At 65.2% G+C, this 8,841-nt stretch carries 4 protein-coding genes and 3 pseudogenes; 4 read left to right on the top strand and 3 right to left on the bottom strand.

Annotated elements, in window-relative coordinates:
• Positions 1 to 93: 93 nt before the first annotated feature.
• Positions 94 to 806 (bottom strand): annotated as a pseudogene (locus ACZ6C1_RS37980) (winged helix-turn-helix domain-containing protein); the annotation flags it as partial.
• A gap of 889 nt (positions 807 to 1,695) precedes the next feature.
• Between ACZ6C1_RS37980 and ACZ6C1_RS37975 the strand changes: the two are divergent.
• Both ACZ6C1_RS37975 and ACZ6C1_RS37970 read left to right on the top strand, forming a co-directional pair.
• Positions 1,696 to 3,402, top strand: coding sequence for an IS1182 family transposase (locus ACZ6C1_RS37975; RefSeq protein WP_469247620.1), 1,707 nt, complete (start codon positions 1,696 to 1,698; stop codon positions 3,400 to 3,402).
• A 336-nt stretch (positions 3,403 to 3,738) separates the two neighbouring features.
• Positions 3,739 to 3,919, top strand: a pseudogene (locus ACZ6C1_RS37970) (transposase); the annotation flags it as partial.
• Between the two features lie 541 nt (positions 3,920 to 4,460).
• Here the strand turns inward: ACZ6C1_RS37970 and ACZ6C1_RS37965 are convergent.
• Positions 4,461 to 6,749 carry a hypothetical protein gene (locus tag ACZ6C1_RS37965; RefSeq protein WP_469247619.1) on the bottom strand — a complete coding sequence of 763 codons (2,289 nt, stop codon included), beginning with the start codon at positions 6,747 to 6,749 and terminating at the stop codon, positions 4,461 to 4,463.
• Positions 6,746 to 7,003 (bottom strand): hypothetical protein, encoded by a 258-nt coding sequence (locus ACZ6C1_RS37960; RefSeq protein ID WP_469247618.1) that lies wholly within the window; start codon positions 7,001 to 7,003, stop codon positions 6,746 to 6,748. The genes ACZ6C1_RS37965 and ACZ6C1_RS37960 overlap by 4 nt, the downstream gene beginning before the upstream one ends.
• Before the next feature lie 1,379 nt (positions 7,004 to 8,382).
• On the opposite strand from ACZ6C1_RS37960, the pseudogene ACZ6C1_RS37955 reads away from it, so the two are divergent.
• Positions 8,383 to 8,607, top strand: a pseudogene (locus tag ACZ6C1_RS37955) (transposase); the annotation flags it as partial.
• 23 nt (positions 8,608 to 8,630) lie between these two features.
• On the top strand, positions 8,631 to 8,841 hold a 211-nt coding region (locus ACZ6C1_RS37950; protein WP_469247617.1), incomplete at its 3' end, for an IS110 family transposase.

Below are 8,841 nucleotides of genomic sequence, written 5' to 3'. Positions count from 1 at the left end.
GGCCTCTTCTTCCCCATGCTCTCCATGATGAACATCATCCTTCCGGGGCTGAAGCCCCTGATCTCAGATGTCCGTCAAAGCGGATCAAGCCCACTCCACGGGATTCAGGTCGGGTGCATACGGCGGAAGCCGGACGGTGGTGAGCCAGCCGTGCTCTGCCTCCGCAGCCGGGTGGCGTGTTGGGGTTGTGTCCCAGACCACGACGATCGGGCTGCCGAGCTGGATGTGTGCCCGGACCAGGAGGCCGCGATAGTCCTTCCACAAGAAACTCTTGCATGTCCCCTTGAGCAGGAGGTGCGTGCGGGGGTGGATGAGACGGCTCTCCTCGCCGGGCTTGTAGCAGCACAGGGCGGCGACCGAGGTCCGGCTGCGGGACCTGCCGCGCACGCGGGATAACCGGGGGTGTCCGTGCCGGCCCCAGGTGCGGGCGCGGGGCGGCGTCACTGAGAAGCCGGCTTCGTCCTTGATGACGGTCCAGGCCCCGGATGCCGCCGCGGGGTCTTCTACCCGGGCCACACTTCCTTCTTCCACAGCTCCACCGCGTGCTCGTCGCGCTCCAGTGCTCCGCCGGCAGGTGCCAGTCAGGACTAGCTGTGCCGTTTCAGCAGCCGCCGTACCGTCGCCACCGACAGGCTCAACTCGCAGCCGACGGTGGATCACCGTCTGAACCCGGCCCAGGGTCCAGCGTTCGTCTTCATAGCCGTGCGTCGCCCGGCCTTTGCCGAGTCCTCCTCCAGCACGGCGAACTGGGCGCCTGTGATGGCCGACGAGTTCGCCGGACCCGCGGAACGCAAGGTCCCAACGCCCGACGCTCAGCGTTCAGCCCCCAGCCTCCGAATACCTCACCCCACCGGCATACCGCAGGGATCATGAACCGTCACTACCCGACACGAAAGCCTCCAGTAACCACAGACGGCCAGCGCACGCACGGTACGTCATAGGCGAAACTCAGCTGCCTCTTATGTCATCGATGCAGTTGGCTCCCGATGTTGCGCACCTGTTCATGGCGTTATGGTTGCTGGCAATGCATTCGACGGCCGGATTCGACCGCTTCCCTCCCAGCGGCCGAATCAGCCGGGGCGGATGGAGGATGCCGAGGCAAAATGCCTGGGCCTTCTGATCTCCATCGGGTACGCCCCGCCCGGTCTCCGTTCCCTCAGGCCTGGGCCGCCCGAGCGGAGCGGGGGCCGGGGACACCTTATCGGCCCTCCCCGAAGAGACCCTGCTATTTCTTCGCGTCATGGGTGGCTAGCCCCAGCCTCCTAAGGATAGTCACCGCAGCGAGTGTGGCTCCGCTTGCCCTGCGGTACTGCGAGGCGGGGCACGCCCTTCTTCCCCGGCGTGCCCCGCCGATACCTGTAGCTCCTTTCGTCCTCTTGGAGCTGCTGACAAAATGAGTGGACCTGACGCGGGTGAGCGGGCACCAGGCGAGTTCGAGGAAGCCTTCGTGGACCTACATGCCGCTGGCTAGCAAACTTGCCGACTGGCAGCGGCCTGCACCCCGGATATCGGAACCGCCGTTCCGTTCCCGGGTAGCAGGGGCTCAACGGCTTCCACTTCGCCTGCGTCGCGCGCGTTCCCGTGTTGGCGGCTAGCTTGACTCTGTCGGGGATCTTGGAGTTCCTCGGTGCGGCTGCATGATCAACGGGCATGCTCGGGTGGTTCCGTCGACCGATGCAGTTGTCGAGGTGCCCGTTGTCCCTTCGCCCCCGTTCCTGTGAGCAAGTCCCCTCTCTGACCGCGCAGATCGCGCGGGCGAGCGATCCGGGCGGTACGACGGCGATATGGGTACGCGATCGCCTCGATGGGCTGTGGTGCGACGAGGACTTCGCCGACTGGTACCCGCGGGATGGGCGCCCGGGGCTCTCGCCTGCTCAACTGGCCACCGTCTGTGTGCTGCAGTTCCTGCTCGGTCTGTCGGACCGGCAGGCCGCCGAGGCGGTCCGCTGTCGCATCGACTTCAAGTACGCCATGGCGATGGAACTGGACGATCCCGGGTTCCACCACAGCGTGCTGGCCGACTTCCGCGACCGTCTCGCCGAAGGCGACCGCGCTGATCGTCTCCTCGACCTCGCGCTGGCCCGCCTCACGGAGGCCGGACTGGTGCGCGAGCGCACCACGCAGCGCACCGACTCCACCCACGTCCTGGCCGCGGTGCGCGACCTGACCCGCCTGGAGCTGGTCACCGAGGCGGTCCGCGCCGCACTCGAAGAAGTCGCCGGTATGTCCCCTCACCTGCTGGACGAGCTGGGCGATGAGGAGTGGGGCCGCCGCTACGGTCGGTCGGTCCGCCTGGGCAAGAACCCCACCAAGCCCACGACCAGGATCCTGGCCACCGGGAACGATGCCGTCCGGCTCCTGGAACACCTCTACCAGCACGGAGCAGGCCGCACGTCCGGCCCTCGCGTCCAGGCCCTGCGCCAGATCATGGTGCAGAACTACCACCGTGACCAGGCAGGCCGGCTGCGCTGGCGCACCGCCGAGAAGGAAGGCGGACCCGGGCTGCCGCCCTCGTCCCGGGCAGTCGTCTCGCCCTACGACACCTCGGCCCGCTACGCACGCCACGGGCACATCATCAGCTGGAAGGGGTTCGCCGCTCATCTGACGGAGACCTGTGCTCCCGACGGCCCCAACGTGATCACGGACGTGGCCACCCCCGCGGCCACCACCCACGACAGTCAGGTCCTGCCCGGCATCCACACCCGTCTGGCGCGGCGCGGGCTGCTGCCCGCCGAGCATCTGGTCGACGCCGGCTACACGTCCCTGCCCCACCTCGAACAAGCCACCCGTGAACACCAGGTCACCGTCTCCGGGCCGCTGCGGAGCAACCCCACCCGCCAACACCGGCAGAACGAGGGCTTCGCCCGGGACGACTTCCACATCGACTACGACCGTCACCAGGTCACGTGCCCCCAGGGTCAGGTCAGTGCGGGCTGGCACGGCCCTTACCCAACCTCGTCACCCACCGCGGCCCCGCTGATCGTGGCCAGGTTCACCAAGAGTCAGTGCCGTCCCTGCCCGGCCCGCACCCAGTGCACCTCCACCGCCGACAGCGCCCGAACCGTGGGCTTTCCCCCGCGAGAACTCCGTGACCTGCAACTTCGCGTCCGCGCGGAGCAACAGACGCCCGAGTGGAAGACCCGCTATGCGGTCCGCTCGGGAGTGGAGGGCACGGTCAACGAGTTCGCCCACGGACACGGCATGCGGCGCTGCCGCTACCGAGGACAAGGAAAGGCCCACATCCAGCACGTTCTGACGGCCATTGCCGTCAACATCGAGCACCTCAGCGGACTGCCACCGGCCGAAGAAGCACCCACGTCCTTCCGACCGACTGCCTTCCAGCACTACCTCGACCAGCGCGAGATACCCCGGCTGAAGTCCTGGCGAACCCTGGGAACCTGACCGGCATCTCCAAGATCCCCGACAGAGTCAAGCTAGGGGGCAGCACCATACTTGACGTGCTCCGTGGCCTAAAGGTTGGGGATTCCTGCCACGGTCGTCTGACCGTCTCGGGGGCTTTCTGTTTCACCGCGCTGTGCCGGGACTTTCGTCGAGGTCTTACCGGCGCTCCGCGAGGCGTTTACGAACTGGCGTGTGATTGCGGTTGTGGGGTGATCGCTTGGGGGTGGATCCGGTCCGTGGTGATCAGGGTCAGCCGGAACGTTCTCGCGTATCAGGTGTTCACCGGTGTCTCCGGGTAGCATCTGGGCTGTCTGAAAAGATCGCCCGCAAGGGCACCGTCCACGGCTCCGGCACGGCTCCGGCCTCGTCAGGACCCGCTGGGTCGTCGAGCGGACCTTGGCCTGGCTCCACCAGTTCAAACGACTCCGGATCCGCCTACGAGATACGCGCCGACCCCCACCTCGGGCTGCTCCAACTCGCCTGCAGCTGTCTGAGACGCCTCCGCACCTCATTCTGAAATGATCAGTACGGCCGACACGCCGGCGAGCCAGGCCCGCTCCTCGGTCTCCTTCGCTTGGGTGATGCACAACCGGGACAGCTCCGCTGACTTCACGTACGACAGTCCGGCCGTGTGCGCTTCCTTATGCGGGCGCGGCAAGCCTGCCCAGCCATCACTGGCCTCAGCCGCGTTGCCAGTCCAAGGGCTTGGATGGCCCCACGTCCACGCCGAGCGGGTAGTGGCAGATAGGCGGCGCCCCAACCGCGCTTGCCGCGCACACTTTGGCCATGCGGGATCAAGCCCACGATCCCTGAGTGCGCCGACTGGGCTCGCCAGCCGGGCACGCCGACGCAAACCCGGTGCCGTTGCGGCAAAGCGTGTCTACGGCGCCGCGACGTGGCCGAGCGCCCGCCGAAGCCGCTTGTTCCCGTTGTTCCCTGTGTCTTCCCCAAGTCGCGTGAGAAACGAACCAGGCACGGCGCGTACACGCCAAACAAGACTGAGGCTTCGCAGGGACTTGGCGCTCCTGTGCCCTGGCGCAGTGCCGCCGCGGTGCGGGTCATAGGTCCCATACCAGCTCGGGTTTGATCAGCAGTAGCCGCAGGTTGTCGTTTCCGACGCGGACGCGGTGTGATGCAACACGGTCTTTCTGGCTCTGGTTGCGGTGGATGGCGCCGGCGTGGAGGAGGGCCTCGGGGAGTGATCGGTCGACGTAGCTGTTCACCCGTGGGTCGCCGCTTGCCTTGAGCAGCATGTTCAGGTTCTTCGTGGTGATACCGAGTGCTGGTCCTCGTTCCGGTAGCCAGTACAAGGCAGGTCCTTTACCGTCCCAGGCCTTGCGGTCGCTTCTGTAAGTGAGGCCTTGGTCTTGCTCGACCTGTCCTGGTACGGCCGGTTGGATGATGCCCCTGGCGTCGCGGACGTGGGCGCGTTTGTGAAAGAAGGCCTTGCGGAGTACCTCTCCTACGGCTGTGGCTACGTCTCCTTGGGCTGTGCTCTGTTCTTCCATTCGCGATGCTTGGCGGGCAAGTGACGTTGCGAGGGGTTCCGCGACCACCGTAATGAGGTCTGACATGTTGAGCCCGGCTGCGGCGCCAACCAGCCCGAGGCCTGACAGCATGGCCGCAGCTGCGGTAGTTACGCCCTCCATTGTGTCGCTGCGCTCCGGCAGGACCTTGTCGATGTACGGGGTGAACTGCCGCGCTGCTTCTGCTTCGAGTTGTTCCAAATACGAGTTCGCGTCCTGCTGGGCATGGAGGTGGGCGATGATTCGGTCGCCGAGGGTCCGCAGCGGTGCGCTGAGCATTTGTCCGCCGCCGTTCTTGTACCACCGCCAGTCCACTTCACCGCCCTCCCGTGACAAGTAGGCCACGACTGAGCGGCGGTAGAGCGATTCCTGCATTGACGGCGGAAGCATCTGAGCTGCAATGACTGGGATGGAGCGGACGCGGTTGCCTGGCTTTGCGGTCAGGTCGCGGTTGCGGCGTCCCTTGAGTTCTGTTGCATTGCCTGCGGCGCGGATGATCAGCTCGAGCTTCTTCTCCATATCGCGGATTTCTGCGGCGGATGAGACTCGGGTCAGTGGGATGTCATCGAGCAGGATGGGCATGTCTCCCTCGAAGTCAAGGGCACACTCAATGTCGGTGATTGTGCTGTTCATTCCTTTTGTCGGCACCGGCGGCCACGCATGAGGCCGAGGGGTGAGGAGCAGGCTGCGGGCAGTGTTGGCCGCAGATGTCTTGCCGGAGTTCGGCTCGGCATCGAATACGAAGGTGGCGGATACAGGGCGCAGCGTATTGGCCAGGGAACGGGCCCCGACGGCGAGGGCCATCATGGGTGCCCAGCCGTGGGATGCGATTGCTCGAACCGCTTCTCGGCATTCGTCAGCGGTGGCGGCGCTGCTGAGCGGCTGCGCCGCTCGGCGCAGGTGTTCTGGGGCGCCAATCAGGCGCACTAGGCGTTCTGGAGGATACGTGCGGCCGTCCGGGAAGACGTAGGTGAGTCCGGCGTCAGGCAAGCGGTGCCACCCCGTGTGGGTGACTACAGGAGTGCGCGGAAGCCGTTTGCCCTGATCCGTGATGATATTGATCAAGACTTCACGTGTGGCGCGTGAGGCGGCGCCGCTGTCGTCGCTGAAGTCATTCCAGCCGTCGGCTGTGCGCAGATCAGCCAGACTCTTGGTGAGAGTGTCAGCGCCGATGGTGATTGTGTAGTAGCGGCCGGCAGGTTTACCGTCATCGCCGAGTACGACCAGGCGTTCGGATACGTACGGTGCCCAGTCAAGGACTACCTCCCAAACGACTTCCTTGCCTCGACGGGCTTTCCAGACGGTGCCACCAGATTCGTCCACGTCGTAGCGCCAACCCGTGGAGCCGATGACGGGGCGTCCGGGAGGCTCCACGGCAGAGTCATCGACGTAGTCACGGTCCCCGACAGCGTGCCGGTTGCGGTTTTGTGGTGCGGCGAAGGACCCGAGCTTTGTTGTTCGCTGCCATCCGCTCCTATGGGGACCCCTGGGCTGCTGAGGAGCCGCAGCGGGACGTCTCTGTGAAGCGATCTCCAGGATGACCGTGTCGCGGGCAGTTGCGAGACCGAGGGCGGCGAGAATGTCTTCCTGGCTGCACTCAGGGACACCGTGGCATCGAAGCAGTACGCCCGCTTCTCGCCCGTCACATGGGTTGTGTCGTGCCCCCAGGAGCAGACCGGCATCGTCGTGGACAGCGGGGCATCGGGCATGGAACTGGTTCACGCCGAAGGCCACTGGTTCGCAGCCGAGTTGCTTCAGCCTGGCGAAGATCAGATGATACGTAGACTGGGCACTATGCTGGGCAACGGGCTGAGTCGTCATGCTGCCTCCTTGAGCGAGAGCCGAGGAGCACTGAGCGCCTGTTGTTGCACGATCTTGTGCAGTGGACCTCGAGCCGCGAAGCACTCCCACAGGTTGACGCCGGGGAACTGCTCCCACCCCTTCCCATGGGCCAGTTCGGCGTCGGACAGTGTGACGAGGTAGCGGTTGACGCGCAGCGTGTAGTAGTCGGAGGTGCTCCCACCTGCGGAGTCGTGGGCGACGAGGTGCGCGATGACCTCCGGGCACCAGGTCAAGACCTGGCTCTGGCCAGGACGGACGGTCGTCCAGATCCCACCCTGGGAGCCAGACTGTGGCAGACGAAACCACCAGCCAGGAGATTGCCGAATCTCCATGACGTCAAGCGGGATCTTGCCTTCCTCCGCGGAAGGCAAGTTCGGAGAGCAAATATTCCGGAAAATGGCGCGCTGGTATTCTCGGATGGCCCCGGCCATGGGTACTCTCTCTTTCGCAGTATCAAGCCCGCCAGAAGGCCCACGAACCCTGCAGCGCCGCGCCGACAGGCTCTGCAGAGGGGACTGGACCAAATGGCGGTCTTGCTGAGGCCCGGTGCTTCTTGGCGGGAGTGAGCCGGGCCTCAAACATGTTCGATCAGTGTTCGCGTTTACGGTTAAGCAGCGGCTGCCTCATGATCGGCTTCGTATCTGCTCCGCATGATCTCCCAAATGAGAGCCTGCAGTTCCTGTGCTGCTCGCAGCACAGCCTGCGGGTCTGCGGCAATGGCCCTCGCCGAGCGCTCGGTCAGCAGCCCAGCTGACATCGCCGCAGCCATCCGCTGGCCGTTCTCCAACGAGATGCCACGCCGCACATCGTGCCCAGGAACACCAGCGGTTGACGCGACCGAGGCCACAGTTGGCCTTGTGACTGCACCTGACATCTGAGCAATCTCCGCTGCGGTCAGGCCCAGACGGCGATCAGGGCCCCGGTGCCTTAAGGGCTCCACACGTTCTTCCTCTCAGCCGTCTCGGAAAAATGATCAGCAATCAACCTAGCGGCTACAAAACCACCTGTCCGCCTGGACGCGCCACCCCCCATGGAGGTTCATCACATCGGTGGACCGGCACAGCCAGCAGACATGTACTCCCATCCACCGGCAACACGCATAGGTTGACGTCGGCGCAGGCGAGCGACGAGACTGCTGGCCACGGATTCAATCGCGGCTCACATGACACCCCGAGGGTCACCACCATTACGGTGATTGATCTCCGAAAGTCTCTCCCTGGCGGAAGCAAGCAGAAACGTCACGGCATGGGCCATTTCAAGCGTGTTGCAGCACTGATCCGACGCCGGTCTCGCGCCATGATTCAGGCTGCCGACGGCTTCGTTTTGCCCGTTCCTGGTAGCCCTCGACGCCCGTTGATCTCCGGATGTACGTCTCACGCGATCTGCCTGACGGTTCTGCAACAGCGTTTTATCCCGGTGAGGTTGTTTGGCGTTGATTTGCCGACCGGGCTGGTATGGGGTTTCTTGGCGCAAGTGGCCCTGATGAGGGGCGAGGGATTCGTGTCATCGTTCGTCGACCCGTTTCGTTCCGTTCGCTCCTGTCTGATCCCAACGCGCCCCTCTGACCTCGTGTGCGCCTTGTGGGGGCGGCCTTCGCGACGGTCCTACCGAAATGACACGACACCGCCCGTATCCCAGCGACCTGTCCGACGCACGCTGGGAACTGATCAGGTCCACCCTCAGCGCCTGGCGAGCCGAGCGCAGAGGCAGGGGCCTCGACATCGGCCGCCCGCCCGAGCACGACCTGCGCCGCATCATGGACGCCATCCTCTACGTCGACCGCATCGGCATCGCCTGGTGTTACCTGCCGCACGACTTCCCGCCCTGGGAGACGGTGCAGACGAGCTGGCGGGAGGGGACGTGCCCGAGATCTGGGCCGGGGTGGACATCGGCAAGACGCATCACCATGCCGTGGTGATCAACGCGGAGGGCGAGCGGCTGCTGTCCTGCCGGATCGAGAACGACGAGACTGAACGGCTGGCTCTGATCGGCGATGTGCTGGCGATATCCGACGATGTGCTCTGGGCCGTCGACCTCAATCACGGCGGCGCCGCCCTGCTGATCGGCTTGC

Source organism: Streptomyces sp. NPDC041796, assembly GCF_055590785.1.
The sequence above is the reverse complement of the archived record's forward strand: the minus strand, read 5'-3'. Positions and strand labels throughout refer to the sequence as shown.